At 70.0% G+C, this 23,867-nt stretch carries 21 protein-coding genes and 2 pseudogenes; 7 read left to right on the top strand and 16 right to left on the bottom strand.

The features are described from left to right. Window positions 1-53: 53 nt before the first annotated feature. Window positions 54-1,667, top strand: a complete 1,614-nt coding sequence (locus ACKOQ4_RS08960) for an adenylate/guanylate cyclase domain-containing protein (RefSeq protein WP_526290948.1) — start codon at window positions 54-56, stop codon at window positions 1,665-1,667. 12 nt (window positions 1,668-1,679) lie between these two features. Here the strand turns inward: ACKOQ4_RS08960 and topA are convergent, their stop codons facing one another. From topA to ACKOQ4_RS08945, 3 genes are all read right to left on the bottom strand, one after another. Further along, complete coding sequence (gene topA / locus ACKOQ4_RS08955) at window positions 1,680-4,460, bottom strand: type I DNA topoisomerase (protein ID WP_526290946.1); 2,781 nt, start codon at window positions 4,458-4,460, stop codon at window positions 1,680-1,682. 128 nt (window positions 4,461-4,588) lie between these two features. Continuing rightward, on the bottom strand, window positions 4,589-5,167 hold the full coding sequence (locus ACKOQ4_RS08950) for a hypothetical protein (protein ID WP_526290944.1): 579 nt from the start codon (window positions 5,165-5,167) through the stop codon (window positions 4,589-4,591). Between the two features lie 128 nt (window positions 5,168-5,295). Then, entirely contained in the window at window positions 5,296-5,499 is a 204-nt protein-coding gene (locus tag ACKOQ4_RS08945) for a cold-shock protein (protein WP_005138711.1), read from the bottom strand. A 279-nt stretch (window positions 5,500-5,778) separates the two neighbouring features. Between ACKOQ4_RS08945 and sftH the strand changes: the two genes are divergently transcribed. Together sftH and ACKOQ4_RS08935 are read left to right on the top strand one after the other, a co-directional pair. Then, window positions 5,779-8,160, top strand: a complete 2,382-nt coding sequence (sftH, locus tag ACKOQ4_RS08940) for a DNA 3'-5' helicase SftH (RefSeq protein WP_526290942.1) — start codon at window positions 5,779-5,781, stop codon at window positions 8,158-8,160. Between the two features lie 255 nt (window positions 8,161-8,415). Beyond that, the gene (locus ACKOQ4_RS08935) at window positions 8,416-9,438 is read left to right on the top strand and encodes a PAS domain-containing protein (protein ID WP_526290940.1); all 1,023 of its coding nucleotides are present in this window, start codon (window positions 8,416-8,418) and stop codon (window positions 9,436-9,438) included. On the opposite strand, the gene ACKOQ4_RS08930 is transcribed toward ACKOQ4_RS08935, so the two are convergent. The 8 genes from ACKOQ4_RS08930 to ACKOQ4_RS08895 form a co-directional block, all read right to left on the bottom strand. Further along, entirely contained in the window at window positions 9,435-9,740 is a 306-nt protein-coding gene (locus ACKOQ4_RS08930) for an Rv3654c family TadE-like protein (protein WP_526290938.1), read from the bottom strand. The two genes, ACKOQ4_RS08935 and ACKOQ4_RS08930, sit on opposite strands and share 4 nt — an antisense overlap. Before the next feature lie 31 nt (window positions 9,741-9,771). Continuing rightward, on the bottom strand, window positions 9,772-10,071 hold the full coding sequence (locus ACKOQ4_RS08925; RefSeq protein ID WP_526290936.1) for a TadE family type IV pilus minor pilin: 300 nt from the start codon (window positions 10,069-10,071) through the stop codon (window positions 9,772-9,774). 20 nt (window positions 10,072-10,091) lie between these two features. Then, window positions 10,092-10,295: a DUF4244 domain-containing protein gene (locus ACKOQ4_RS08920; protein WP_526290934.1), complete on the bottom strand. Its 204-nt coding sequence runs from the start codon at window positions 10,293-10,295 to the stop codon at window positions 10,092-10,094. Between the two features lie 42 nt (window positions 10,296-10,337). Further along, window positions 10,338-10,910, bottom strand: a complete 573-nt coding sequence (locus ACKOQ4_RS08915) for a type II secretion system F family protein (protein WP_526290932.1) — start codon at window positions 10,908-10,910, stop codon at window positions 10,338-10,340. Then, complete coding sequence (locus ACKOQ4_RS08910) at window positions 10,907-11,689, bottom strand: type II secretion system F family protein (protein WP_526290930.1); 783 nt, start codon at window positions 11,687-11,689, stop codon at window positions 10,907-10,909. The genes ACKOQ4_RS08915 and ACKOQ4_RS08910 overlap by 4 nt, the downstream gene beginning before the upstream one ends. Further along, complete coding sequence (locus tag ACKOQ4_RS08905) at window positions 11,686-12,852, bottom strand: TadA family conjugal transfer-associated ATPase (RefSeq protein ID WP_526290928.1); 1,167 nt, start codon at window positions 12,850-12,852, stop codon at window positions 11,686-11,688. Before ACKOQ4_RS08905 ends, ACKOQ4_RS08910 begins: the two co-directional genes overlap by 4 nt. Beyond that, entirely contained in the window at window positions 12,849-13,913 is a 1,065-nt protein-coding gene (gene ssd / locus ACKOQ4_RS08900; protein WP_526290926.1) for a septum site-determining protein Ssd, read from the bottom strand. The genes ACKOQ4_RS08905 and ssd overlap by 4 nt, the downstream gene beginning before the upstream one ends. 779 nt (window positions 13,914-14,692) lie before the next feature. After that, window positions 14,693-15,382 carry an oxidoreductase gene (locus ACKOQ4_RS08895; protein WP_526290968.1) on the bottom strand — a complete coding sequence of 230 codons (690 nt, stop codon included), beginning with the start codon at window positions 15,380-15,382 and terminating at the stop codon, window positions 14,693-14,695. Between the two features lie 160 nt (window positions 15,383-15,542). Here ACKOQ4_RS08895 and acs point away from each other — a divergent pair, with 160 nt between their 5' ends. Continuing rightward, window positions 15,543-17,504, top strand: a complete 1,962-nt coding sequence (gene acs / locus ACKOQ4_RS08890) for an acetate--CoA ligase (protein ID WP_526290924.1) — start codon at window positions 15,543-15,545, stop codon at window positions 17,502-17,504. Between the two features lie 17 nt (window positions 17,505-17,521). Here acs and ACKOQ4_RS08885 read toward each other — a convergent pair whose 3' ends face one another. Beyond that, a complete protein-coding gene (locus ACKOQ4_RS08885; RefSeq protein ID WP_526290922.1) occupies window positions 17,522-18,247 on the bottom strand; it encodes a S1 family peptidase in 726 nt (241 codons plus the stop codon). A gap of 93 nt (window positions 18,248-18,340) precedes the next feature. Between ACKOQ4_RS08885 and ACKOQ4_RS08880 the strand changes: the two are divergent. Both ACKOQ4_RS08880 and ACKOQ4_RS08875 read left to right on the top strand, forming a co-directional pair. Then, a pseudogene (locus ACKOQ4_RS08880) lies at window positions 18,341-18,838 on the top strand (phage holin family protein); the annotation flags it as partial. 374 nt (window positions 18,839-19,212) lie between these two features. After that, the gene (locus tag ACKOQ4_RS08875) at window positions 19,213-20,157 is read left to right on the top strand and encodes an alpha/beta fold hydrolase (protein ID WP_526290920.1); all 945 of its coding nucleotides are present in this window, start codon (window positions 19,213-19,215) and stop codon (window positions 20,155-20,157) included. 17 nt (window positions 20,158-20,174) lie between these two features. Here ACKOQ4_RS08875 and marP read toward each other — a convergent pair whose 3' ends face one another. Genes marP through nth form a run of 4 tightly spaced genes read right to left on the bottom strand, consistent with a single transcriptional unit; the run spans window position 20,175 to window position 23,482 of the window. Further along, window positions 20,175-21,365 carry an acid resistance serine protease MarP gene (marP, locus tag ACKOQ4_RS08870; RefSeq protein ID WP_526290919.1) on the bottom strand — a complete coding sequence of 397 codons (1,191 nt, stop codon included), beginning with the start codon at window positions 21,363-21,365 and terminating at the stop codon, window positions 20,175-20,177. Continuing rightward, a complete protein-coding gene (locus ACKOQ4_RS08865; RefSeq protein ID WP_526290917.1) occupies window positions 21,362-22,141 on the bottom strand; it encodes an NUDIX hydrolase in 780 nt (259 codons plus the stop codon). The genes marP and ACKOQ4_RS08865 overlap by 4 nt, the downstream gene beginning before the upstream one ends. A gap of 16 nt (window positions 22,142-22,157) precedes the next feature. Then, complete coding sequence (locus tag ACKOQ4_RS08860) at window positions 22,158-22,796, bottom strand: TlpA family protein disulfide reductase (protein ID WP_526290915.1); 639 nt, start codon at window positions 22,794-22,796, stop codon at window positions 22,158-22,160. Window positions 22,797-22,801: 5 nt separating this feature from the next. Further along, on the bottom strand, window positions 22,802-23,482 hold the full coding sequence (gene nth / locus ACKOQ4_RS08855; protein WP_526290966.1) for an endonuclease III: 681 nt from the start codon (window positions 23,480-23,482) through the stop codon (window positions 22,802-22,804). Between the two features lie 149 nt (window positions 23,483-23,631). Between nth and ACKOQ4_RS08850 the strand changes: the two are divergent. Next, window positions 23,632-23,867, top strand: a pseudogene (locus ACKOQ4_RS08850) (hypothetical protein); the annotation flags it as partial.

The raw sequence follows: 23,867 nt of genomic DNA, 5'->3' as shown, positions 1-23,867 counted from the left end.
AGTAGTCCAGCCGCGGGCAGTCGCCCGCCGCGCGCATCGGGGCTGTTGGGACTGTGTGCGACCGCTACGGTGGTGCGGTGAGCACCCCGCCGGGCAGACGCCGCCGGATCAGCGAATTCGTCCGCTGGGTCTCCCGGACACCGTGGCTGCTGTTCTCTCTGGGGCTTCTGCAGGCCGACATCATCGGCGCCCTCCTGGTGATGAGCTTCCTGCGCTTCGGACTGCCACCGGCGGACCGGGTGAAGCTGCAGGATCTGCCGACCACCAACCTCGCGCTGTTCCTCGGCTACGTCTTCGCGGCGTTCCTGGTCGGGACGGCGTTCAGCTTCAGCCTGCTCGTCCCGGTTTTCCGTTGGCAGCGCAGGGATTCGCTGCTGACCGAGGAGGACTCGGCTCCCACCGAGCAGGCCCGGCTGCGAGCACTGCGCATGCCGGCCTACCGCTCACTGATAAGCCTCACCCTCTGGCTGCTCGGCGCGGTGGTCTTCATCTCGGCCAGCTGGCCGGTGGCCCGGCACGCCGCCCCCGAACTGGCGATGGCGGTGCTGCTGGGCGCCACCGCCACGGCGATCATCGGCTATCTGCAGTCCGAACGGGTGCTGCGCCCGGTTGCGGTGGCCGCCCTGCGCGAGGGTGTGCCGGAGAACTTCCGCCGGCCCGGGGTGGTGCTGCGACTGGTGCTGGCCTGGGTGCTGTCCACCGGGGTGCCCCTGCTGATGATCGTGCTGTCGATCATGGCGGCAAAGTTCTCGATCCTGGAGGCCTCGGCCGACACCATGTTCATCCCGATCCTGCTGATGGCCGTCGCCGCCCTCGTGATCGGCCTGGCGGGCAACGTGCTGTCGGCGATGGCGATCTCCGATCCGCTGCGCCAGCTTCGGTGGGCGCTGGCGGAGGTCCAGCGCGGAAACTACAACGCGCACATGCAGATCTACGACGCCACCGAACTCGGCCTGCTGCAGGCCGGATTCAACGACATGGTCCGGGAACTCAGCGAGCGCCAGCGAATGCGCGATCTGTTCGGCCGCTATGTCGGCGAGGACGTCGCCCGCCGGGCTCTGGAGCGCGGCACCGAACTGGGCGGACAGGAGCGCGACGTCGCGGTGCTGTTCATCGACCTGGTCGGTTCCACCGAACTGGCCGCGACCCGACCGCCCGCCGAAGTCGTCGGCCTGCTCAATGACTTCTTCCGCGTCGTCGTCGAAACGGTCCAGGAACACGGCGGATTCGTCAACAAGTTCCAGGGCGACGCCGCACTGTGCATCTTCGGCGCACCGATCGAGCACCCCGACGCCTCCGGGGCCGCACTGGCCGCCTCGCGGCAGCTGCATGACGAACTTGTCTCGGTGCTCGAGCAGACCGAGTTCGGCATCGGTGTCTCAGCGGGTAGGGCCATCGCCGGTCACATCGGAGCGCACTCCCGCTTCGAGTACACCGTGATCGGCGACCCGGTCAACGAAGCGGCCCGGCTCACCGAATTGGCCAAGGGCGAGGAGGGCCGCGTGCTGGCGTCGGCGATCGCCGTCAGCGGCGCGCTGGACGCCGAGGCGCTGTGCTGGGACGTCGGCGAGATCGTGGAACTGCGAGGGCGCACCGCGCCGACCCAACTGGCCCGTCCGTTGACCACCGCGGCGACCGAGCAAGCCGCGGCCGACGAGCCCGCGTAGCCGGCGGTTCGGTCAGCGCTTCTTGGCCGGCGCCTTCTTGCGGACCGTCTTCTTGGCGGTGCGCTTGACCGGTCCGCGGGCACGGCGGTCGGCCAGCAGCTCGGCGGCCCTCTCGTCGGTGATGGTCAGCACGTCGTCGCCCTTGCGCAGGCTTGCGTTGGTCTCCCCGTCGGTGACGTAGGGGCCGAACCGGCCGTCCTTGATCACCATCGGATTGCCCGACGCGGGATCGTTGCCCAGTTCGCGCAGCGGCGGCGCGGCCGCGGCCTGACGGCCGCGGCGCTTGGGCTCGGCGTAGACCTTCAACGCCTCCTCCAGGGTGATCTCAAAGATCTGGTTCTCGGAAGCCAGCGACCGGGAATCGTTGCCGCGCTTGAGGTACGGGCCGTAGCGGCCGTTCTGCGCGGTGATCTCCTCGCCGTTCTCCGGGTCGACCCCGACGACCCGCGGCAGCGACAGCAGCTTCAGCGCGTCCTCGAGTGTCACTGTCTGCAGGTCCATGCTGCTCAGCAGAGAACCGGTACGCGGCTTGGGCCCAGTGGGCTTCTTGCCCTTCTTGGCGGTGCTTCCGCTGTCGTCCTCCGGGGGCGGGGGAAGGACCTCGGTGACGTACGGCCCGTAGCGGCCGTCTCGGGCGATGATCTCGTGGCCGGTCTCCGGGTCGACCCCGAGTACCCGGCCTTCCTGCGGTGTGGCGAAGAGGGTTTCGGCCAGTTCAAGGGTCAGCTCGTCTGGGGTGATCTCATCGCTGAGGTTGGCGCGCTGCGGTGCCGGCTCCCCGTCCTCGCCGGCGATCATGCGTTCGAGATAGGCCCCGTTCTTGCCGACCCGGACATAGATCGGGCGGCCGTGCGCGTCGTCGAAGAGCGTGATGGAGTTGACCTCGCGGGCGTCGATCCCCTCGAGATTCACGCCCACCAGCTTCTTGAGCCCACCCGCGCGCGCGATCGAGTGCGGAACCCCGTGCTCGCCGCCGAAGTAGAAGTTGTTCAGCCAGTTGGTGCGCTGCTCGTGGCCGGCGGCGATCTCGTCGAGTTCGTCCTCCATGGCCGCGGTGAAGTCGTAGTCCACCAGCCGGCCGAAGTGTTGCTCGAGCAGGCCGGTCACCGCGAAGGCCACCCAGGACGGAACCAGCGCGCTGCCCTTCTTGTGAACGTAACCCCGGTCCTGGATGGTCTTGATGATCGAGGAATACGTTGAGGGACGGCCGATTCCGTAATCCTCCAGGGCCTTGACCAGAGAAGCCTCGGTGTATCGGGCCGGCGGATTGGTCGCGTGGCCGTCGGCGGTCAGCCGCACGGCGTCGACCCGCTGGCCCTGCCGCAGCTGGGGAAGCCGGCTCTCGGCATCGTCGGCTTCGCCGCCGGCAAGTTCGTCCACGGTCTCCACATAGGCCTTCAAGAAACCCGGGAAGGTGATGGTTCGCCCGCTTGCGGCCAGCGTCGCCTCCCGGCCGTCGGCGGAGTCTCCGGTGATGCGCAGGCTCAGCGTGGTGCCGCGGGCGTCGGCCATCTGCGAGGCGACGGTGCGCTGCCAGATCAGCTCGTAGAGCCGGAAGCCGTCGGTGTCCAGTTCGGCGTGCAGCGCACCCGGGGTGGCGAAGGTGTCTCCCGCGGGCCGGATGGCCTCATGGGCCTCCTGGGCGTTCTTGACCTTGCGGGTGTACTGGCGGGGGGTGGGGTGGACGTACTCGTCGCCGTAGAGCTGGCGGGCCTGGTTGCGCGCGGCGTTGATGGCCGACTGCGACAGGGTCGTCGAGTCGGTGCGCATGTAGGTGATGTAGCCGTTCTCGTAGAGCTTCTGGGCCACGCTCATCGTGCGCTCCGAGGAGAATCGCAGCTTGCGGCCGGCCTCCTGCTGCAGCGTGGAGGTCATGAACGGCGGGTAGGGCCGTCGGGTGTAGGGCTTTTCCTCCACCGAGGCGACGGTCAGCGCCGAGCCGTGCAGTCCGGTCGCCAGCGCTCCGGCCGCGGCCTCGTCGAGGACGAGCACCTCCTCGGGCTTGCGCAGGGCACCCAGGGAGTCGAAGTCGCGGCCGGTGGCCACCCGCTTGCCGTCGACGGCGACCAGACGGGCGTTGAACCGCGGCGGGGTGGCGTTCGGGTCGGAGACGCTGGCGTCCAGCTCGGCGAGGATGTCCCAGTAGGACGCGCTGCGGAAGGCCATCCGCTCGCGCTCGCGCTGGACGATGATCCGGGTCGCGACGGACTGGACCCGCCCGGCCGAGAGTTTGGGGCCGACCTTCTTCCACAGCACCGGGCTGACCTCGTAGCCGTACAGCCGGTCGAGGATGCGGCGGGTCTCCTGGGCGTCGACCAGGTCGGTGTCGAGGTCGCGCGGATTGGCGGCGGCCTCCCGGATGGCCGGTTCGGTGATCTCGTGGAACACCATCCGTCGAACCGGGACGCGAGGTTTGAGGGTCTCCAGCAGGTGCCAGGCGATGGCCTCGCCCTCACGGTCGCCGTCGGTGGCCAGGTAGAGCTCGTCGACGTCCTTGAGCAGGCTCTTGAGCTCGGAGACGACGACCTTCTTGTCGGGGCTGATCACATAGAGCGGTTCGAAGTCGTGGTCGACGTCGACCCCGGTGCGCGCCCACTTCTCCGACTTGTACTTGGCAGGCACGTCGGCGGCGCCCTTGGGCAGGTCCCGGATATGGCCGCGGGAGGATTCGACGATGTAATTGCGGCCCAGGTAGCCGGCGATTTTGCGCGCTTTGGTGGGCGACTCGACGATGACGAGCCGCCGGACGTTGCCGTTGTTGCTGTTACCGCTGGTGCGGTCGTCGTCAGCCAACTGCGCCTACGCTCCACTTCCTGCTTGCCCCGGTGCCCCCTTGGCATCCGAGGTTTCTATGCCCACTGAATACCCCCGGGCAACTGACAATTTCGCACCCCGGACCGGCGGACGCAAACCGCGACGTTCTAGACCCTGGGCCAGGACTGCTCCGCCTCGACCCCCTCGGGGGGCTCCCCTACCGTCTCTACCAGCCGTGACAGCCGTCGGCGGCCGCTGATCCGCAACGCCGGCCGGGCGCCGCGGGTGCCGATCAGGGTGGGTGCGATACCGATCCTCATCAACGCCGACGCGAGCGGCGAATGGGTGTCGGGGGCGTGCGGGTCAAGGCCGAGCAGGTACCGGTCGGCCTCCGGGGCGCCGGCGGCCAGGGTCCAGGCCCGCAGTTCGCGAGGGCCGGGCAGCCAGGACTGCGGGACGGTCTTGACCGCGCCGCGGGTCCAGTCCGCAGCGATGCCGAGCAGCCTGACGTCGACATTCGTGCGGACCAGCGGGGTGTCCTCCTCGGTCCGGGTGATCTCTGCCTGCAGGCCGGCGGCCACCATCATGTCGGCCAGCGCCGCCGCCCGCCAGACCGCCTCGACCACCACCGACAGCCGGGCACCGCCGCCGACGGTCACCACCGGGCCGGCCGCCGCGAGCACTCCGGTCAGGTCGGCGACCGCAGGCGGCACCGACTCGGCGGAGAAGAACGACAGCTGGCTCACGTCTCGACAGTAAGGCAGCCGCCCGGCGGCACGACGCCGCCAAGCCGTAGCGCAGCCGCTCCGGAAAACCAGAACACCCCCGCGAAGCCCGTTTACCGGGCCCGCGGGGGTGCTGTGGTTGGTTGCCGTCAGACGGCGCGAACGCCGGTGGCCTGCGGCCCCTTCGGGCTCTGGCCGACCTCGAACTCAACCCTCTGATTCTCCTCCAGGGTGCGGAAGCCCGACCCCTGGATCTCCGTGTAGTGGACGAAAACGTCAGCTGAGCCGTCCTCCGGGGCGATGAAGCCGAAGCCCTTCTCCGCGTTGAACCACTTCACAGTTCCCTGTGGCATTTTTCGTACTTTCCTTACTTCTTCCGGTTGCGGTCTACCGATGTTCGGCGTAGACCGGGCCGGTTCCGACCGCCATACCTTCGTGGCTTCGTCGGAACTGAGCCGACCTACAGACCCTCGCAGGAACCGCGACCGCAACAAAAGATCCTGCGAAGCGCCAAACACGAACACAGAAGCTGCGACCGCCCATATCCAATCACGTCCGGCGCGGTTAGGACAGCTTCGGGGACAATTCCGGTGGATCGCAGGAAACCGGTCCGGATGAGGGGCAGACCGTCTATGGCCAGTTTCGGCGGCGATCTGCTGGCCGCGGTGTCCGGCCGGGTCCGGCCGGCATCGCTGCTCCACGTCGCCGAGATGGGCGCCAGGGCTGCACAGACGGCCGCCTGGCCGGGCTGGATTCACCCCGGCGTGATCGCGGCACTGCGCGGGCACGGCATCGAGGCGCCGTGGTCGCACCAGGCCGCGGCGGCCGAACTGGCGCACGCGGGCCATGACGTGGTGGTCAGCACCGGCACGGCCTCGGGCAAGTCGCTGGCCTACCAACTGCCGATCCTCGACGCCCTGGCCACCGACCCGCGTGCCCGCGCGCTGTACCTGTCGCCGACCAAAGCCCTGGGGCATGACCAGCTCCGCACCGCCTACGCCTTGACGGCTGCGGCCCCGGCGTTGCGCGACGTCGCCCCGACCGCCTACGACGGCGACACCGGGGCCGAGATCCGCCGCTTCGCACGGGAACGCTCCCGCTGGCTGTTCTCCAACCCGGACATGATTCACCTTTCGCTGCTGCGCAACCACCCCCGCTGGGCGGTGTTCCTGCGCGGGCTGCGTTACGTCGTGGTCGACGAATGCCATTACTACCGAGGGATTTTCGGCTCCAACGTGGCCATGGTCCTGCGCCGGCTGATCCGGCTGTGCGAACGCTACGGCCAGCCAGGCGGACCGACGGTGATCTTCGCCAGTGCCACCACCGCCGCGCCCGGCGAGACCGCCTCCGAGCTGATCGGCCGGCGGGTGGCCGAGGTGACCGAGGACGGCTCACCGCAGGGAGCCCGGACGATCGCGCTGTGGGAGCCGGAGTTGCGCCTCGACCTCACCGGCGAGAACGGCGCCCCGGTGCGGCGGTCGGCCGGGGCCGAGGCCGCCCGGATGCTGGCCGACCTGGTGGCGGAGGGCGCTCGGACACTGACCTTCGTCCGGTCCCGGCGCAGCGCCGAGATGACGGCGCTGAGCGCCCGTTCCCGGCTGGAGGACCTCGCACCCGCACTGCGTGACACGGTGGCCTCCTACCGGGCCGGATACCTGGCAGAGGACCGTCGCGCCCTCGAACAGGCGCTGGCCGACGGCCGGCTGCGCGGCCTGGCCGCGACCAACGCGCTGGAACTCGGCATCGACATCTCCGGGCTGGACGCGGTCGTGCTGGCCGGCTTTCCCGGGACGGTCGCCTCGTTCTGGCAGCAGGCCGGCCGCTGCGGGCGGCGCGGGCAGGGTGCCCTGGTGGTTCTGATCGCCCGGGACGACCCTCTGGACACCTACCTGGTCCACCACCCCGAGGCGCTGCTGGGAAAGCCGGTGGAGCGGGTGGTGATCGATCCGTCGAACCCCTACGTGGTTGGACCACAGCTGTTGTGCGCGGCCGCCGAGATGCCACTGACCGAGACCGAGCTGGACGACTGGGGGGCGCGGGCGGTGGCCCGGGCGCTGGTCGACGACGGCCTGCTGCGGGCCCGGCGGTCCCCGGCCGGGGACGAGCAGTACTTCCCGGTGGCCGGGGGGGAACCGCACGACCGGGTCGATATTCGCGGCGGGGCAGGCGGGCAGGTGGCCATCGTGGAGGCGGGGACGGGCCGACTGCTGGGAAACACCGAGGCCGGACGGGCGCCGGCCACCGTGCACGCCGGCGCGGTCTATCTGCACCAGGGCGAGACGTATCTGGTCGACTCCCTGGACCTCGACGGCGGGATCGCATTCGTCCACGCCGAGGATCCCGGCTACTCGACCTACGCCCGGGAGATCACCGACATCACCGTCACCGGGGAGGGCGAGCGATCGGACCACGGGCCCGTGACGCTCGGCCTGGTACCGGTTTCGGTGACCCACCAGGTGATCGGATACCTGCGCCGGGCGGCGTCCGGCGAGGTGATCGACTTCGTCGAACTCGACAGCCCGCAGCGGACCCTGCCGACCACCGCCGTCATGTACACCGTTACCCGAGAGGCACTGGCGTCCAACGGTATTGAACCGCAGCGGATTCCGGGTTCGCTGCACGCGGCCGAGCACGCCGCCATCGGCCTGCTGCCGCTGGTCGCGAGCTGTGACCGCGGGGACATCGGAGGTCTTTCGACGGCAGTCGGCGAGGACGGGCTACCCACCGTGTTCGTCTACGACGGTCACCCCGGAGGAGCCGGCTTCGCTGAACGCGGCTACCGGATGGCGAGCACCTGGCTGAGGGCGACCCTCGAGGCGATCAGTTCCTGCGAGTGCCCGCACGGATGCCCGTCCTGCGTTCAGTCGCCGAAGTGCGGCAACGGAAATGACCCGCTGGACAAGGCGGGCGCCGTGCGGGTACTGCAGACAGTCCTGGCCCGACTGCCGCAGGAACCGGTTTCCGCAACCGCCGACCGACCCCTCGAAACGGTCGACGGCAGCGATCCGGCCTAGATCACGCAGCACGTCGGACGAGCCCCACTCCTTGAGGCTGGAGCGACCAACGAAACGCCGCCCGCGACGAGCGCTCGGACAACACAAGTCGCTCGTCAGATCCGCAAAGCGGATTTCCTGAATCTACGCTGTCGAACTCGACAGCCGCAACGGCCGAGTGACCACCTGTCGCAGATGCGGGTCGTCATTCCCCCCACCTGCGGGTTCAGCGCAACCCGCACGTCCCGGGCGCCGGTACGCCGTTAAGCTGAGCCCATGACGCAGGAGTGGCTGCTGGTGGAGACACTCGGTGAGCAGCCAGTCGTGGTCGCCCAGGGCCGGCAAATGAAGAACTTCGTCCCGTTGGCCGTCTTCCTGCGCCGCAACCCGAGCCTGGCGGCGATTCAGACGGCGATCGCCGAGACGGTCACCACCGGTAACGCCCTGGCCAGCATCACACCGAAGAACAAGAGGGTGATCCGAACCGAGCCGGTGCAGATGTCCGACGGCCGGATGCACGGTGTGCACGTCTGGTGCGGCCCCACCGAAGAGGAACCGCCGGAGAGACCGGTACCGGGTCCGCTGGTGTGGGATATGAGCCTGGGCGAGGGAACCGCCACGGTGGAGTACCTGGTCAATGCGGGCATGGACCCCGAACACGAGGCGCTGACCGGCAGGGCTTTCGTCGAGGACATCCCGAGCCGGAGCCTCAATCGTGACGAGTCCAAAGCGCTGTCGTGGGCAATCGACGTTGCGCCGGACAGAACCTATTGCGCCACATGGGATTTCAGTGACAAGATCGGCGGCTTCCGCAAGGTGGGTTGGTGCGCGCGGACCATCATGGAAGATCACGAAGACGGCTCCGAGCACCTGATCGCCCGCGCCATGAACCTGGTCGAGGAGGTCAGTGACACCCCACTGGCGCCGGAGAACCTGGCCCACCGGATCCTCAACGGGCTGTCCCGGCCGGGGTGCTACCGGGTGATCGTCGACCTCAAGACCCGAACGCTGCTGAAGTGGATCGACGACCCCTGTCCGTACTTCGACTGGCACGGGCAGTTGAAGATCCATCCGGCCGACGAGGAGAACGACGCCGCCCGGATGAGCGCGGAACTCGAGACCGGCACGACCAGCGCGGTGCTGCGACTGCCCGGCAACGACGGCGGCTGGGTGCCCCTGCACGTAACGGTCGCCAGGGTCGAACTCGACGACGGCGTCTACGGCGGCCTGGCGACCTTCCGTCTGCCCACCGAGGTGGAACTGGCCGATGCGGGACTGGAGCAGGTCGGGCCGAACTAGCCCGGATCGACCGGCCCGGCCCGGGCGGCGGCGCGCGCCTCGCCCGTGAACCGCAAGCCAGTGCCCACCGTGACCGCCACGGCCACGTCGAGACCGTCCACGTCGCAGCCCCGCAGTGCGGCGCGCATGGATACGGCGATGCGACGGGCCTGAGCGCATGCCGTCTCGGCGCCGGCCGGGATCCGGGCGGCCGCCGCCAGAGCGGCGAGGTCGGCCGCCGCCTGGGCGCGATGGCGGGCCAGCACCGCTGCCCCTACGTAGACGCCGGCGCCGGTGACGGTGACGAGCACCGTGACAAGCAAGGCGGCCAGGATCGTCGCAGCACCCCGGTCGTCATCGGCCGGGTTCGGCGACAGCGACGGCCTGCCCGACGATTTCCACGCCCGGCAGCACCGGTGAGCGGGCACTGACCCGGGCGATGACGTAACCGCCGTCGCGGCGGAGTTCGACGGCTGCCCCACCGGGAGCCAGACCGGCCGCGGTCGCCGATCGGGCGTCCCCGCCGCGGGCGGCCAGCCTGGCCGTCTCCCGCGCGGCGTCGGTGCAGCGCACCTGCATGGTGACGGCCGTGAGGCCCGCCAGACAGAGCAGCAGAACGGCAACCAGGCTGGCGATGGCCAGCGCGGCCTCCACCGTGCTGTAGCCGGCATCGGTCAGACCCGGGTGGACAGTGCCCGGTTGATGATGCCGGTCAGCGCACCGACGATCGAGTCCCCGGTTACGACGCTGTAGAGGATCGCACCGAAGGCAGCCGCGGCGATCGTACCGATGGCGTACTCCACCGTCGACATCCCGCTCTCGTCCGTTATGACCAGGGTCAGCCGATCGCGAAGCAACCGAATCACTCTGTGCGGCATTTCTTTTCCCTTCCTCTTTGTGGAACTGAGCCTCGCGGGCGGTCACAGCAGTCCCGCCCCGAAGATCTTTCCCGCCAGGCCCGCGACTACCGGCGCGATGCCCAGGCAGACGAATGCAGGCAGGAAGCACAGTCCAAGCGGACCGGCGATGAGAACTCCGGCCCGCTCGGCTGCGGCAGTGGCCGCGTGCGTGGCGTCCTGCCGCGACTGCTCGGCCAGTTCGGCGGCGCCGCCGGCCAGCGCGCTGCCCGAGAAGGCCGACCGGCGGGCCAGCCGCGCGACCGCGGCGCATGATTCATCGTCGCCGGCAATGGCCTTCCAGGCGGTTTCCGGGTCGGCCCCCATCGCCAGCAGATCGGCGGCGCGACGAAGCAGTGCGCCGAGCGCGCTCGGCGCGAACGCCGCGGTCGCAGACGCGGCGGCGGGCACCGTCATCCCCGCGGTCAGACACACCGACAGAACATCGAGGGCGGACGCCGTCGCGAACGGATCGCGCGAGCGCGCTGGTCGGCCCCCACGGCTGCGCCGGACCGGGACGCCGGCGCGCCGGCGCGCCGCCCGGGGGCCGACGCCCACCAGCAGGGCCGCCGCCAGCAAGGCCGCGGCGGTGCTCATGGCACCATCCGGTCGATGATGCGGTCGGCCCAGGCGAGTCCGGCACAGATCAACGCGACGCCGACAACCAGGAGTGCGCCCCCCACACCGCCACCCAGCAGGAAACGGACGGGATGGGCGCCGATCAGCTCGCCGAGTGCCAACCCGAGTAGAGGCAGCCCGGCCAGTATCGCGGCAGTGGCCCGGGCTCCGGCCAACGCCGCGTGCATCCGCGCGGTGAATCGTTGGCGGTCGAGGATGTCGCGGTGCGCCGCCCCCATGAGCACCGCGATCGCCAGTCCGTGCCGGGACGCCAGCTCCCAGAACACGGCCATCCGGTTCCAGTAGGCAGCGACGGGGGACACCGCGCCGGCCGCGCGTATGCCCCCGGCCGCGTCGGCGCCCAGTTGCGCGCGGCCGGCAACGGCTGCGAACGCCTGGCGCACCGAACCGGTGGACTCCGCGGCCGCGGCATGGAAGGCGGCCACCGGATGCGCGCCGACCCGGAGTTCGCCGATCAGAACCTCCAGCGCGGCCGCCAGTGCGTGGCCCTCGGCGCGGCGTGCCCGTGCGCGGCGGCCACGCCGCATCCGCGTCCCGGTGGCCAGGCAGGCCAGCGCCGCCGCCACCGCCATCGACGGCGCAGCCGTTGCCAGCACGAGGACGACGGCCGCTCCGGCCACCCGGACCAGCACACCCGGCTCGCGGCGTCGGGATGCCGGCGGCTGCAGCCGCAAAGCTCGGGGTGTGACCAGCGCGGCGGCGGCCAGCAGCACTGCGGCCAGCTGACTTCCGCTCATTCCGGGCACCGACCGCCGTCGATGAGCCGGCGCAACTCGGCGGCCGCCTCGGTCTCTCCCCGGCCGGCCCGCCAGGCCGGTACTGCGTGGCAGATGCCGAACCGGTCGCGGCGGACCAGAGCGATCTCGGCGAGCCTCCTTCCGCGTGGCCCGCGGCTGATGTGCACGATCACCTGGACGGCGGCGGCGAGCTGACTGTGCAGGGCAGCCCGGTCCAGGCCTCCCGGAGCGGCGAGGGCCTCCAGCCGGGCCGGGACCTCCGCCGGGCTGTTCGCGTGAACCGTGCCACTCCCGCCGTCGTGGCCGGTGTTCAGTGCCGCCAGCAGGTCGACCACCTCCGCGCCGCGAACCTCTCCGACGACCAGGCGATCCGGGCGCATGCGCAGGGCCTGCCGGACGAGTTGCCGGAGAGTGACCTCCCCGACACCCTCGACGTTGGCGCCTCGGGCCACCAGTCGCACCAGATGCGGGTGCTCGGGAGCCAGTTCGGGGGCATCCTCCACGCACACGATGCGTTCGTCGTCGGCGACCGCCCCGAGCGCCGCGGCCAACAGGGTGGTCTTGCCCGCGCCGGTGCCCCCGGACACCAGGAAGGCCAGCCGGGCCGCGATGACGCCGCGCAGCAGCAGGCCAGCCTCGGGATCTATCGTCCCGGCGTTGGTCAGTGCATCCAGATCCTGCGTGGCCGGGCGCAGCACCCGAAGCGACAGACACGTTCCGCGTGCTGCCACCGGTGGCAGCACGGCGTGCAAACGGACATTGAACCGCCCGTCACCCACACCGGAGAGCTGGCCGTCCACCCACGGTTGCGCATCATCGAGGCGGCGGCCCGCCACCGCGGCGAGGCGTTGCGCCAGCCTGCGCACCGACGCCTCGTCGGGAAACCTGATTGCACTGCGCTGCAATCGTTTTCCATCGTCAACCCATACCTCGTCCGGTGCGGTGACGAGCACGTCCGTGGTTCCCGCTGCTCGGAGAAGCGGTTCGAGAATCCCCGCTCCGGTCAACTCGGTCTCGACAACGCGGAGGCTGCTCAACACCTCGGTGTCGCCGAGCACCCCTCCCGACTCGGCGCGAATCGCCGCAGCGACGGCGCCTGGGCGCAGCGGAGCCGCCTCGGCGGCGAGCCGCTCGCGCACCCGCTCGATCAGCGACTCGTTCATGCCGCCCGCCCGCCCGCAGCACCGCCGTGCGCGGCGTCGAGGACCTGCCGAGCCGCCCGGCCCAGCGGCGAGCGGTGCCGAAGCCGCAATCCACGCTGCTCGAGTTGCCGGGTCAAACCGGGTTCCGGGCGCATGGCGGCCAGCAGGGGCAGGCCGGCGGCGACGGCCGCCTCCCGGGCCAGCAGGCCGCCCGGTGACGGACCACGCACCACCAGGCCGATCGCAGGGTTGAGGGTGCGCAACACCGCCGTCGTGACGGTGGTCGCCGCGACCGAACGCACGTCGCAACTGCTGACCACGGCCACCAGGTCCGCGCACTGCAGCGCCGAGACCGCCGCGGGACCGAGTTGTCGCGGCACGTCACAGACCACCGTCAACCCGCCGCGGCGCCCCGCGTCGACGACCGCGGTGAGTGCGCCTGGGTCGATATCGTGGAAGCAGCGGGTCCCCGACAGGATGCTCAGGTCACGTCGCCGGGGAAGCACCGCATGCACGGCCGGCCAGCTCAGCCGACCGCCCTGTCCGTGCACATCCGGCCAGCGCAGCCCCGGTATCGCCTCGAATCCCAGCAGCAGGTCGATGCCGCCGCCGCAGGGGTCGGCGTCGACCAGGAGGCAGTCACCGGCCGCCAGCGCGACCGCGGCGGAGAGCACCGACGCACCCGCGCCACCGCGGCCGGCCACCACCGAGATCACCCGGCCGGTCCGGACGCCGGCCGGGCCCGCGTCGGTGGCCTCGGCGAGATGCCGAACAAGTTCGGCCTCCTGCGCGGGAAGCGCACAGACCCCCTGGGCTCCGACGTCGACGGCAGCGGTCCACAGGCCGGGATGCGGGTCGGCCCCGACCAGCAGCACGCCGTCGCGGCGGGGCAGGCCGGCCTCGGCGCAGCGCACAGCGGCAGGCGCGTCGAGAACGACCGCGGACGCGGCCGTCCACGTGCGCCGGTTCGGCGTGCCGACCCGGACCGGCCGAGCGCTCACGGCCGCGATCACCCGATCGACAGCATCCGACAGTTCGCGATCGCCGATCGACGTGAGGACTACTGCCGTCGGTTGGGTCACGGCCGCCACGCTGTCTGACACCCGGCGGCCGCGCCAGTCCTGTAGACGGCAGTTGTGGATGACTGCGGCCCTGTGGATTACGCCGATCGACCGACAAGGTCCAGACATGGGACGACCCTCGCCAGGGGGGGAGGAGGCGAGGGTCGTCGTGTATCAGCCCCGGGGGGTCGGGCTGATACACGCTCGGCATAAGCCGAGTCATGCCAACTATACACACGAACCGGATACGGAGCGCAAGCACGGATACGCAACAGAAAACCATGGGTTTGCTGTGAAAATGCACCGCCCGTCACGTGACCTGAACTGCCAGATTTGCCGGGCCGGCGGCCCCGAATCCAGCCGACGCGGATGCCGCGATGGACACCGGGGCGGGTGCCCCGCCGATGGATGTCGCGTCCGTCGGCAACAGTTCGGTGTTTCCTCTTGCTGTGACGGTCGTCACGTAGTACAAAAGAAGAACGGTCGCTCGGTGAGGCCTAGCTAGAACCGGAAGAGAAGGTGCTAGCTCCCGAGTCGAGAGGCCCAGCACGGTTCCCGGGCACCCACGCGGAGCACGCCAGCGGTGATGGCAGAAGTGTTGCGGGCCTGCGTATTTGCGCAGAGCGGACGAAGTACCGGCTCTACTCTCAGAGCCACTTCGCAGCGCAGTGCAAGACGCCGAGGCCATCCACGCAACCCACGTAGCACGCCTGGTAACCCGGAAGCGTGCTAGCGGGCGGCGAGCCGAGCACGTATCGGAGCGCCGCCCGCTTCATGTGTTCGGCCGTCGAGTCGAACCATCAGCCCGCAGCCGCGTCGGCTATCGAGATCGCCTCCCGCGCACCGTCTTCCAGCGCCAGACAGCACATCAGAATCCACGCTCCAACCCCCGAGGGCTCACCGGTGGCGAACGCGGCTGCGCCGTCCCGGTACTCCTGCTCCCGTCGCATCCAGTAGACCTCGGGCACGCCCAACCCGTGCGGATCCAGACCGGAGGCGATCGTCACCAGTCGCGAGACCGCCCGCGCCACAACACCATCCGCGCTGCCGAAGGCCTCCAGAGTCAGAAGCTCACCGTGCGCTACAGCCGCCAGTACCGCGGCGGGAACCGAGCTTCCCCCGGTCACCAAACGGGTCACCAGATCCAGTCTTGCCACCACCTCGGGCACCGGTCTGGGGCGGCCCAGTTCGGCGTCGTCGGTCAGGCCGGCGGCGGCCAGAGCGTGCAAACGGGCCAGCGCCTGCAGGGGCGCGCGCTGCCACACGCCCACCAGGTTGGTCGCGCCGCCCTCGATAGCCTGGCCGGCACGCAGCGCGCCGGCCAGGACCGGATCATCCGGACCCCTTGCGGCGTCCCCCAGTTCCACACCTCCGCCGTCGAGGACCGAAGAGCACCGCGCGCCACGCACCGCGGACTCGGCCGCCGTCACCGGCCAGTTCCGCAGATTGGTTCGGTGCCGGTGCGCCCTGCCCAATGCGGTGCGCGCCATCTCCGCAGCCTCGGCGACACCCGGCAGAAACAGCAGGGGCGCCAGCAGATCCCGCCCGTCGGCCGGGCCGCCCTTCGTCACGGATCGTCACGCTAACGGCCGGCGCCCGGTGGGCACGCCACCGGCCCCGCCGCCACCGGGTCTTGACTACGCTCGCACCATGACCGAGGCGCACGACGACGTTCCTTCCTACTACCCGCCGCCGCCGGCATTCGCCAAGACCGCCAACGCGACGGCCGATCTCTACGACCGAGCCGACACCGACCGGCTCGCGTTCTGGGCGGAGCAGGCCGAGCGTCTGCATTGGGAAACCCCCTTCACCGAGGTCCTCGACTGGTCGGGTGCCCCGGTCGCGAAGTGGTTCGTCGGCGGCAGGCTCAACGTGGCCTACAACTGTGTGGACCGCCACGTCGAGGCCGGCCACGGCGACCGGGTGGCACTGCACTGGGAGGGCGAGCCGATCGGCGACGCCAGGACCCTCACCTACGCCCAACTCAAGGACGAGGTGTGCAAGGCCGCCAACACGCTCAGCGGCCTCGGCCTGGCCGCCGGCGACCGCGTAGCCATCTACATGCCGATGGTCCCCGAAGCAGTCGTGGCGATGCTGGCCTGCGCCCGGCTGGGCATCATGCACTCGGTGGTGTTCGGAGGCTTCTCCGCCTCGGCGCTGCGGGCGCGGGTGCAGGACGCCGAGGCCAGGCTGGTGATCACCACCGACGGCCAGTACCGGCGGGGGCAGGCGGTCTCGCTGAAGGCCGCCGTCGACGAGGCGGTCGCCGACCAGCCGTCGGTGCGCAATGTTCTGGTGGTGCGCCGAACCGGGATCGACGTGGACTGGACCGAGGGCCGAGACCTGTGGTGGCACGAGACCGTCGACGCCGCCTCACCCGATCACACCCCCGAGTCTTTCGACTCCGAGCACCCGCTGTTCCTGCTCTACACCTCGGGCACCACCGGCAAGCCCAAGGGCATCATGCACACCTCAGGCGGCTATCTCACCCAGGCTTCCTTCACCCACAACTACGTCTTCGACATCAAGCCCGAGACCGACGTCTACTGGTGCACGGCGGACATCGGCTGGGTGACCGGCCACAGCTACATCGTCTACGGCCCGCTATCCAACGGCGCCACCCAGGTGATCTACGAGGGCACACCCGCCTCGCCCGACGAACACCGCCACTTCCAGATCATCGAAAAGTACGGCGTGACAATCTATTACACCGCGCCAACGCTGATTCGCACCTTCATGAAGTGGGGTCGCGAACTGGCCTTCCAGCATGATCTGTCCAGCCTGAGGCTCCTGGGATCGGTGGGCGAGCCGATCAACCCGGAGGCCTGGCGCTGGTACCGGCTGGTGTTCGGCGGCGACCGCACTCCGATCGTCGACACCTGGTGGCAGACCGAGACCGGCGCGGCGATGATCTCCCCGCTGCCCGGCGTGACCACCTGCAAACCGGGCTCGGCGATGCGGCCGTTGCCCGGCATTTCGGCAAGGATCGTCGACGACCACGGCAACGAACTCACCCCGGCCACCGAACATGCCGAGCCGGTCACCGGCTATCTCGTCCTGGACAAGCCGTGGCCTTCGATGCTCCGCGGAATCTGGGGTGACCATGAGCGTTTCGTCGATACCTACTGGTCACGGTTCGCCGATCAGGGTTGGTATTTCGCCGGCGACGGCGCGCGCTACGGCACCGACGGCGAGGTGTGGGTGCTCGGACGGGTCGATGACGTCATGAACGTCTCGGGACATCGCATCTCCACCGCGGAGGTGGAGTCGGCTCTGGTGGGTCATGCCGGAGTGGCCGAGGCCGCGGTGGTCGGCGCCTCAGACGAGCACACCGGACAGGCGATCTGCGCGTTCGTCATCCTCAAGCAACACCATCCCGACATGTCCACCGCCGACATGGTCGACGAGCTGCGCGCGGAGGTCTCCCGGGAGATCTCCCCCATCGCCAAGCCCCGCGAGATTCACGTGGTGCCCGAGCTGCCAAAGACCCGCAGCGGCAAGATCATGCGGCGCCTGCTGCGTGATGTCGCCGAAGGTCGGGAACTGGGCGACACCTCGACGCTGGTCGACCCGACCGTGTTCGAGGCGATCCGCGCCAGCAAGGCGAACTGAGGCGTCGGCGCCCGGACTCAGGCCGGCCCCGGAGCGGCACTCGCCGTCGGGATGAAGCCGGCGCCGGGCCGGTCCTTGGTCGCCACGTCGGCGAGGATCGCGTTCATCGACATGGTGATGGCCGGGGTGTGCAGCGGGATGTACTTGATGATGCAGGTGGGCAGACCGTCGGTGAACGCCCCGTGGATCATCCCGACAAGCCTGTTGTTGACGGTGACCGGCGCGCCGGAATCCCCGGGCCGGCCACACACCTGGTTGACGATGGTGCCCGGGTCCTGGCCCGGTCCCCACGTCACCCCGCAGGAATACCCGGTGGTGCGGCCCAACTTGCAGGCCACCTGGCCGAACATCGGGTCGGGTCCGAGCCCGTCGATGGCGAACCCGTTCCAGTTCGAGACCGGGGACACCTTGTCCGGGTCGAAACGAATGACTGCGTAGTCCAGACCATCGTTGCCGGCCACCATGGTCCCGATGACGCCCCGGTCCTCGGCGCCCTCGGCGGCGACCTGGGCGCCCGGTCCCCCGCAATGGGCCGAGGTGAAACCGACCAGCGCGCCGCTCCGGTCGTGCCCGATGGTCGTCAGGGTGCAGAAGGTCTCGCCGTCGACGACTATGCCCGCCCCGCCGCCGATCGGAACCGGGTCATCGGCCACGGCGATCGGCGGCGCCGGCAACAACGCGGCCCAGGCCAGGGCCGCCGCCCCCGCCGTCCGCAAAGCCGCTCTGAGCACGGGCACCTCCATCGTGGTAATCGGACCCCAAGTCTAACCGCGTCACATCAGTAACTTCCGTAACAACGCCGGGGGCACTCCGGGCGGGGGGTGCGACGTGGCACCATGAACCCGACCGCACGAGCCTGGAGGACTGCCGTGAGCAATCGCGATCAGACGAACGGGGTTCCCACCTCCGTGACCTCTATTCCGCTGACGGACCCCCACGCGGTGTCGGCCAACGCCTCGATCGGCGAACTGGTCCGCGACGCCACCGCCTCGATGTCCACCCTGGTGCGCGCGGAGGTCGAACTGGCCAAAGCCGAGATCACCCGCGATGTGAAGAAGGGTCTGACCGGCAGTGTGTTCTTCATCCTGGCGCTGGTCGTACTGCTCTACTCGACCTTCTTCATGTTCTTCTTCCTGGCCGAACTGCTCGACACCTGGCTGTGGCGGTGGGCGGCCTTCCTGATCGTCTTCATCCTGATGCTGGTCGTCACGGCGGTGTTCGCCCTGCTGGGGTATCTGAAGGTCAGGCGGATCCGCGGTCCGCAGCAGACGATCGAGTCGGTCAAGGAGACGACAGCCGCCCTGACACCCGGCCTGGCCAAATTCACCGGCTCGCCGTCTGCGTCCCCAGCGGCTCCTGCTCCCGTGCCGGTCCCGGCGCCGTCAGTCCCCGCGCCGGCGCCGTCAATCCCCGCGCGTAGGCCGCCGGTTCGTGCGGCAGTCCAGGCACCCCCGGCCCGCGCCGAGTCCACCGCCGGCGAGGCGCCGCGCACCCGGGGCACGGGGGCGGTTCTTGCGACGTCCTCGGCGGCGCACACCTCGACCGCGGCGGTGTACGCCGATACCGGCCTGCCGGTGACGACGGACCACGACGCGGTGGAGGAGGCGGTGGAGTACGCGGTGGAGTACGAGACCGTGACCTACGAGGCGGCAGACCCCGACTCGACGACGGACTACGACCCGATTCCCGGCGACCCGTCGGGCTGGTGATGACGCTGCCGGACCCGTCGGTCACCCGGATCGCGGGTCCGTGGCGCCACCTCGACGTCCACGCCAACGGGATCCGTTTCCAGTGCGCCGAGGCGCTGCCCGAACCCGACGACGACACCCCGCCCACCGCCCGCAATCTGGTGATCCTGCTGCACGGCTTCGCATCGTTCTGGTGGTCCTGGCGCCACCAGTTGAGCGGCCTGTCCGGCGCCAGAGTGGTCGCCGTCGACCTGCGGGGCTACGGCGGCAGTGACAAACCTCCGCGCGGCTACGACGGATGGACACTGGCCGGCGACACCGCCGGTCTGATACGCGCCCTCGGCCACACCTCGGCGACCCTGGTTGGCCACGCCGACGGGGGCCTGGTCTGCTGGGCGACCGCTGTCCTGCACTCGCGCGTGGTGCGTGCCATCGCTCTGGTCAGTTCACCGCACCCGGCGGCCCTGCGCCGGTCGGTGCTGACCGACCGCGAACAGCGCGCCGCCCTTCTTCCCAGCCTCGCGCGTTACCAGATACCGCGGTGGCCGGAACATCAGCTGACCCGCGATGACGCCACCGAACTCGACGCGATAGTTCGCAGCCGGGCTTCCGGGAAATGGCTTGCCTCGGAGGATTTTTCGCAGACAATCGCCTACCTGCGCCAGGCGATACAGATCCCGTCGGCGGCGCACTCCGCGCTTGAGTACCAGCGGTGGGCCGTGCGCAGCCAGTTCCGCGGCGAGGGGCGGCGGTTCATGAAGCTGATGAGCCGCCGTCTTGAAGTGCCACTGCTGCACCTGCGGGGACAGGACGATCCCTACGTGCTGGAAGGTCCGGTCGAACGCAGCCGCCCATACACGTCACGCGGTCATTTCGTCGGATTGCCCGGTATCGGGCACTACGCCCACGAGGAAGCTCCGGCGGAGGTCAACGAACAGCTGCAGCGATTCCTGATGTCGCTGTAGCTCAACCTTTTTCGTATTCAGGCGGTCACGCAGGCGCCGGTGGGCACCTTTGCGACGTTGCCGATCTTGGCGAGCTGTCGGGATACTTCGTCGGTGGTCATGACGAATCCGGTGTCGTTGTCGTCGACCGCGGCCCCGAACACCACACCGATGACCTGGCCGGCGCGGTTGATCATCGGGCCGCCCGAATTACCTTGGCGCACCGACCCTCTGATGGTGTAGACCTCGCGGTTGACTGTGGTGGTCTTGTAGATGTCGGGGCCGTTCAACTCGATGATCTCGCGGACGCGGGCCGGGGTGGCCGCGAAGTCTCCGCCGCCGGGGAAGCCCAGCACCACAGCATCGGTCCCGGGCTTGGCCGGTTCCTCCGCGAACTGCAGAGGCGCAAGCGGAAGGTTGGGCACGTCGAGGATCGAGATGTCGGCGTTGGGGTCATAGGACACCACGGTCGCGTCGTACTTCTTGCCGTCTTCGGCCTCGATCGTGACGCTGTCCGAACCGGCGACGACATGGGCGTTGGACATCACCCGGTTGGGCGCGATGACGAAACCGGTCCCCTCGAGGACTTTCTGGCAGGCCGTGGCGACCCCGCGGATCTTGACCACGCTGGGCCGGGACTTGGACACCACCAGACTGTCGGCGAGCGAGGCGTCGGGCGGGTCGACGGCGGCGGGGGTCCGGCCGAGGGGTTGCAGGACCTCGGGCAGCCCGGAGGTGCTCAGCAGTGCGGAGATCCGCTTGGGCACCGCCCGCAGCCACTCGGGTGCGTATTTGTCGACTTCGGTGATGACCTTCGAACTGCGCGCAGCCGTCGCCAGGCCCACCTGGTTCGAAGTCGTCAGCGGACTTCCCAGCAGCCACGCCGCGACGAGGACGACCACCAGCTGCAGAGCCACCCCGACGATGGAGTCGATCGCCCGGACCGGGCCGCTGCGGATGGAGCCGCGGACCGCGCGGCCCAGGACGACACCGGCCACCTCACCGATCACCACCAGCGCGAGGATCAGGAACAGTGCGGCGAACAGCTTCCCGCGCGGTGAGCTGAAATAGCCCACGATGTGCGGGGCCAGCATCACTCCGGCGATGGCGCCGATCACCACGCCGATGAACGACATGAGCGAACCGAGCGCGCCCGAACGCCAGCCGGAGATCGCCGCTATCAGCGCCACGCCGATGATGGCGATGTCCAGCCATTGCGAACTCGTCACACCGGCTCCTGCCTGTCCTCGGCGGCGGTGGCCGCCACCTCGCCGCGATCCGCTCCGACGAGAGCCATCGCCTCGTCAAGCTCCCGTACATCCTCGGTGTCCCACGGTTGCGCCCAGCCGGCGACGTCGAGCATGGCCGAGATTACGTGACCGGTGAAGCCCCACACCAACATCTCGTTCAGGAGGAAGGCCGGCCCGGCGAACCGGCGCCCGGCATCGGTGCGGTACACCATCAGACGGTTGTCCGGGTTGACCAGGGCCCGCAGCGGAACCCGCGCGACGGCGGCGGTCTCCGACTCGTCGACCACGACGACCGGCCCGGGATCGGGCGAGTACGCCAGGACCGGGATCACGTGGAACCCCGACGGCGGAATGAACATCCGGTCCAGCGTTGCCAACGGCTGCAGCCGATCGGGATCGACCCCGGTCTCCTCATTGGCCTCGCGCAGCGCGGTGTGCACCGGGCCGCTGTCCCCGGGGTCGGCGGCTCCCCCGGGGAAGGCGGCCTGACCGGCGTGGTGGCGCAGGGTCCCGGCGCGCACGGTCAGCAGCAGGTCGGCGTCCTCAGGAAGAGCGGGGTGGTCGGCATGCGGGCCGGAGAACAGCACCAGGACCGCGGCGTCCCGCGACGGGCCGGTTCCCGCCGCGTTCAGCGCGGCGAGCACCTCCGGCGGAACCCGCCGCCGGTAGACGTCGGGAACCCGGTGCAGGTTGTCGACAAGCGGAGCCAGCCACGGTGGCCGGGCCTGTGGGCGCAGCGGTTCGGCGGCGGTCACCGGTCCCCCCCGGTGGTCACCGGAGCGCCGCGCTCACCGCGGCGGCGATCTCATCGGCGCTGGTGAACGGCTGCGGCAGCACCTGCGCCACGCTACCGTCCCTGCGCAGCACCACGGTTGCGGGCATCACGTTGGGCAGTCGCAGCGCCGCGGCGATGCTGCGCCGGCCATCCTGCAGAACCGGTAACCGGACACCCAGTTCGGCCATCCGCAGCAGGGCCGCGGTCTCGTTCTCGTCCTGGTGCACCGTCACCACCGTCACCGCGTCGCCGGCCCGGCGCTGGTACTGCTGCATCGCCGGCAGTTCCTCGGCACACGGCTCGCACCAGTACGCCCAGAGGTTGAGAACGACCGCCCGGTCGGCCAGAGCCCGGGCCACGTCGACCTCCGCGCCATCGGCGGCGCACTCGACCACCACCCCGCGCAGTCGATCAGGGCCGGGACCGGGTCCCGCGGCCGGGCACGCGGGCAGTGCCGCGCGCTGCCGGGGCCCGGCCAGGGCCGCAGGGGTGTCGGCGTCGCGGTGGTTGCGCCCGGCTTGCGCGGCCGGGCGCTCCGACCCGCCGGGGGTGTCGCGGAGTTGCGACACGAGTGCCGCGACGATTGCTGCGAGCACCGCCAGCACGGCCACCGTCCAGCGCGTCGACGTCCGCATCCCGGCTACAACCCGGCCAGCGCGAGCAGGTGCTCGGTCTCGGGCCCCCTGACCAGATCCGCGGCGATAAGCGGGTCGGTCGGGCCGGCCCCGTAGGAGGGGCAGTCCCTGGCCAGTACGCACACCCCGCAGGCCGGTTTGCGCGCGTGGCACACCCGCCGGCCGTGGAATATGACGCGGTGGCTCAACAGGGTCCACTGCGGGCGTTCGATCAGGTCGCCGACCGCGTGTTCGACCTTCACCGGGTCGGTCTGGTCCGTCCATCGCCAGCGGCGCACCAGCCGTCCGAAATGGGTGTCGACGGTGATACCGGGGATGCCGAACGCATTGCCCAGGATGACGTTGGCGGTCTTGCGCCCGACCCCGGGCAGTGTCACCAACTCCTCCATCGTGTGCGGCACCTCGCCGTCGAACCGTTGCACCAGCGCGCTTCCCAGGCCGATCAGTGAATTGGCCTTGTTCCGGTAGAACCCGGTGGGCCGGATCAGCTCCTCGAGTTCGGCGCGGTTGGCCCGGGCGTAGTCGGCGGCGCTGCGGTACCTGGCGAACAGCGCCGGGGTGGTCAGGTTGACCCGCTTGTCGGTGCTCTGCGCGGACAGTACGGTCGCCACGGCCAGTTCCAGCGGGTTGGTGAAATCCAGTTCGCAATACACGTGCGGGAACGCGGTGGCCAGGGTCCGGTTCATCCGGCGGGCCCGGCGGACCAACCCCAGGTGCGTCTCGGAGTCCCACTTGGAGCCCGCACCTGCCGCCACCCCGACAGCGTACTGACCGCCGACAGACCGGTGACATTTCGTGATCCCGATGAGACTTCGCGCCGGTTAACTTCCCGGCTATGTCGTGGTTGGTCGCTGTGGCGGTCCCCGGCCTGCTGATGATCGTCACCGTCGGGCTGCAGCGACTGGAAAGCCTGCTGCACGGCCAAGCCCCGGGCACCGCCAAGACTCCGCTGCACCCGGAGCCCGCCCTCGCCGAGCCGACCGGCCCCGCGCCGGCAAGCCGCTTCGAACCGGTACTGCTGATCGACGAGCCCGGCCTTCCCACCCGCCCGGATCCGCTGGTTCAGCCATC

Origin of the sequence: Mycobacterium sp. (assembly GCF_046095365.1) — a bacterium.
Classification (GTDB): Bacteria; Actinomycetota; Actinomycetes; order Mycobacteriales; family Mycobacteriaceae; genus Mycobacterium.
This window is presented reverse-complemented; position numbering and strand designations above follow the sequence as displayed.

What these genes read in the sequence shown, in the direction of transcription:
- ACKOQ4_RS08875 (WP_526290920.1), top strand. Translation starts at nt 19,213, where the DNA reads ATGACGCTGCCGGACCCGTCGGTCACCCGGATCGCGGGTCCGTGGCGC.
- ACKOQ4_RS08910 (WP_526290930.1), bottom strand. Translation starts at nt 11,689, where the DNA reads ATGAGCGGAAGTCAGCTGGCCGCAGTGCTGCTGGCCGCCGCCGCGCTG.
- acs (WP_526290924.1), top strand. Translation starts at nt 15,543, where the DNA reads ATGACCGAGGCGCACGACGACGTTCCTTCCTACTACCCGCCGCCGCCG.
- ACKOQ4_RS08920 (WP_526290934.1), bottom strand. Translation starts at nt 10,295, where the DNA reads ATGCCGCACAGAGTGATTCGGTTGCTTCGCGATCGGCTGACCCTGGTC.
- ACKOQ4_RS08885 (WP_526290922.1), bottom strand. Translation starts at nt 18,247, where the DNA reads ATGGAGGTGCCCGTGCTCAGAGCGGCTTTGCGGACGGCGGGGGCGGCG.
- ACKOQ4_RS08945 (WP_005138711.1), bottom strand. Translation starts at nt 5,499, where the DNA reads ATGCCACAGGGAACTGTGAAGTGGTTCAACGCGGAGAAGGGCTTCGGC.
- ACKOQ4_RS08860 (WP_526290915.1), bottom strand. Translation starts at nt 22,796, where the DNA reads ATGCGGACGTCGACGCGCTGGACGGTGGCCGTGCTGGCGGTGCTCGCA.
- ACKOQ4_RS08905 (WP_526290928.1), bottom strand. Translation starts at nt 12,852, where the DNA reads ATGAACGAGTCGCTGATCGAGCGGGTGCGCGAGCGGCTCGCCGCCGAG.
- nth (WP_526290966.1), bottom strand. Translation starts at nt 23,482, where the DNA reads ATGAACCGGACCCTGGCCACCGCGTTCCCGCACGTGTATTGCGAACTG.
- ACKOQ4_RS08915 (WP_526290932.1), bottom strand. Translation starts at nt 10,910, where the DNA reads ATGAGCACCGCCGCGGCCTTGCTGGCGGCGGCCCTGCTGGTGGGCGTC.
- ACKOQ4_RS08935 (WP_526290940.1), top strand. Translation starts at nt 8,416, where the DNA reads ATGACGCAGGAGTGGCTGCTGGTGGAGACACTCGGTGAGCAGCCAGTC.
- ACKOQ4_RS08895 (WP_526290968.1), bottom strand. Translation starts at nt 15,382, where the DNA reads ATGGCGCGCACCGCATTGGGCAGGGCGCACCGGCACCGAACCAATCTG.
- sftH (WP_526290942.1), top strand. Translation starts at nt 5,779, where the DNA reads ATGGCCAGTTTCGGCGGCGATCTGCTGGCCGCGGTGTCCGGCCGGGTC.